Annotated in this window: 2 protein-coding genes; both read right to left on the bottom strand. The window is 44.2% G+C overall.

Features of this window, described 5'->3' with window-relative positions; genetic code table 11:
- Positions 1 to 61: 61 nt before the first annotated feature.
- The gene (tolB, locus tag ACE3T3_RS15825; protein ID WP_171522876.1) at positions 62 to 1,345 is read right to left on the bottom strand and encodes a Tol-Pal system beta propeller repeat protein TolB; all 1,284 of its coding nucleotides are present in this window, start codon (positions 1,343 to 1,345) and stop codon (positions 62 to 64) included.
- Between the two features lie 359 nt (positions 1,346 to 1,704).
- On the bottom strand, positions 1,705 to 2,749 hold a 1,045-nt coding region (gene tolA / locus ACE3T3_RS15820; protein ID WP_374668611.1), incomplete at its 5' end, for a cell envelope integrity protein TolA.

The raw sequence follows: 2,749 nt of genomic DNA, 5'->3' as shown, positions 1-2,749 counted from the left end.
CGATTTCATTCTTCATCTCCATGAAAATTGATGATTATTAAATGACTAGTCATTAAAAAAGTTATTTGGGTGCCCAAGCAGGTTCACGGACTTCACCTTGTTCACTTGGTAAATTCATACGGAAACGGCCATCCAGTGACATGATCGACAACAAACCACGTGAACCTTCACGCGTTGCATAGACCACCATCTGCCCATTTGGTGAGAAACTTGGTGATTCATCCAAACTGGTTGGCGTTAAAATATTGGTGACACTTGAGTTTAAATCTTGAATAGCGACTTTATAGTTACTGCCGCTTGGACGGTGGACCAGTGCCAGTTTTTTGCCATCGGCACTGAGCGTACCACGTGCATTGAATGCTCCACGGAAGGTCAGACGGTTATAGCTGCTATTTGCCAAGTCATAACGGTAAATTTGTGCAGAACCACCACGGTCAGAAGTAAAAATAAATGACTTACCATCTGGTGCATAACGCGCTTCAGTATCAATGGCACTGTCATTGGTCATACGTTGCAGTTGACGGGTTTCCAAATTCATTTGGTAAATTTCTGGGTTGCCATGCATAGAAGCGGTGAACAACATACTTTTCCCATCTGGTGAGAAGCTTGGCGCGCCATTTAGACCACGGAAGCTAGCAAGCTTTTCGCGAGCACCTGTGGAAAGGTCTTGGACATAAATTGCAGGGCGTTTGGTTTCAAACGAAACATAAGCAATTTTCTTGGCATCTGGTGTCCAAGCAGGCGATAAAATTGGATCGCGTGACGTTAAAATTGTACGTGGTTGCTCACCATCAGTATCCGCGATTTGTAGTGTATAGCGTTGTTCCGGTGTAGCTGGATTACGTAGCACATAAGCAATACGACCGCTAAAGTCTCCTGGAATACCAGTTAATGCTTGATAAATAGCATCACTAATCATGTGTGCAGCAGAACGAACGCGTGATGCTGGAACAGTTAATAATTCATTTAAAAGATATTGTTGTTTTTGGACATCATAAAGTTGGTAATGAACTTCGTAACTGCCATTTTCAGTGGTTTTTACTGTTCCTGTAACGACATATGGAACACCTGCAGCCTGCCAGTTGGCTGCGTTCGGATTATTCATGCTGGCGGTTGCAGGTAAATTTTTTGAAGCGCTGGTAAATTTCCCTGAGCGGTTTAAATCTGTTTCAATAATAGGATAGAGGCTACTGTCATTGCTAAAAGGTACGATTGCAATTTTAGGCGCTTCTTCAGGTGCTTTTGCAATTTCTAAATGAAGCTGAGCATGCACTTGAGTCACTAAGACTGGGCTGAAAGCAGTTAAAATGGCTAGGCTAAGAAGGTGTTTACGCGTCATTTCCATCATTCGTTATTTACTCAAACAAACGGCTTTTATTGTGGGTTTAATTGTTCTACATAATGGCATGATTTTCTAATATTAAAAGCATGAAATTATGACTGATCTGTTATAACACTGTGAAAAATGAGTAAGAATTAAGTCGTTTAAACGTAAATACAAAAACGCGTAGGTAGATCTGTGTGATAAGGGCCAGTAGCGACTCGCTTGTATGGAGTGAAATATCGACTGAAATTAAAGATGTTGTAATGGTTGTTATTGAAAGCTAAAACAGATTAAACGTATTTAAAATAAGTCATTTGAGTACTTAAAAATACTGTGAATATGGCTGGAAAAATCCCCCTGACTGTTCAGAGGGATTTGGGTTATTTCGCAGTAAAGGATGAAGTAAAGCTTTGTGCTTGCCGGCGTGCTTCTGGATCTGAAGGCATTGGATAGGGTGCAGCAGAACGAACAGCTGCTTCGACGCTGGCTTTCATGTCAGGGTCACTGGAGCTTACGATCACAGATCGTACAGCGCCACTATCCGAAAGCGTGACACGTGCAGTCGCGGTTTCACCCGTTGAACCTGCTGGGGTATCCCAAGCACGCTTAATTTTATTTTCAAAGTCGCGCTTAGCCGTTGAAGCAATTTGCTTTGCTTCTGCTTTCTTTTGCGCGGCTTCTTCGGCAGCTTGTTTTGCAGATGAAGCACGTGCTTCTTCAGCTGCACGCTCTTTCGCTTCAGCATCGGCTTTACGTTTTGCATCAGCAGCAGCCTTGGCTTTTTCTGCATCGGCTTTGGCTTTTGCATCAGCATTTGCCTTAGCTTTATCCGCATCAGCCTTACGTTTCGCATCAGCGTCAGCTTTGGTCTTCGCAGCATCTGCTTTAGCTTTAGCATCAGCATTTGCCTTGGCTTTATCGGCATCTGCTTTAGCTTTCGCATCAGCGGCGGCTTTCGCTTTGTCCGCATCGGCTTTACGTTTTGCATCAGCGGCAGCCTTGGCTTTATCTGCATCTGCTTTGGCTTTTGCATCAGCCGCAACTTTAGCCTTATTGGCATCAGTAATTTCTTGCTGCTTTTTAGCGAGATCTGCTTTCTTTTGTGCCTCTAGCTTCGCTTTTTGTACTGCCTCTGCTTTTTTCAATGCTTCTAAGTTTGCTCGGCGTTTGGTGTCTGCTTCAGCTTTCGCCGCTGCATCTGCTTTGGCTTTCTCAGCATTTTTAGCTTGCTCCGCTGCACGGGCAGTAGCACGTTCTTGCTGAGCTTGTAGTTTTTCAGCTTCAGCCTTTGCACGTGTCTGAATCTGCTGCTGTAGTTCAGCTTTACGCGCTGCCGCTTCAGCAGCTTTAGCATCCGCTGCTGCCTTTTGAGCGTCGACCTTTGGCACAACGGGTGTTATAGGTGGTGCAGTTGGGATAACAGGT

Origin of the sequence: Acinetobacter sp. (assembly GCF_041919735.1) — a bacterium.
GTDB lineage: Bacteria > Pseudomonadota > Gammaproteobacteria > Pseudomonadales > Moraxellaceae > Acinetobacter.
Note: the sequence above shows the minus strand (reverse complement) of the source record. Positions and strands in the feature narration are given on the sequence as shown.

Excerpts from the sequence above, each read along its gene's own strand:
- tolB (WP_171522876.1), bottom strand. The coding sequence starts at position 1,345 with ATGGAAATGACGCGTAAACACCTTCTTAGCCTAGCCATTTTAACTGCT.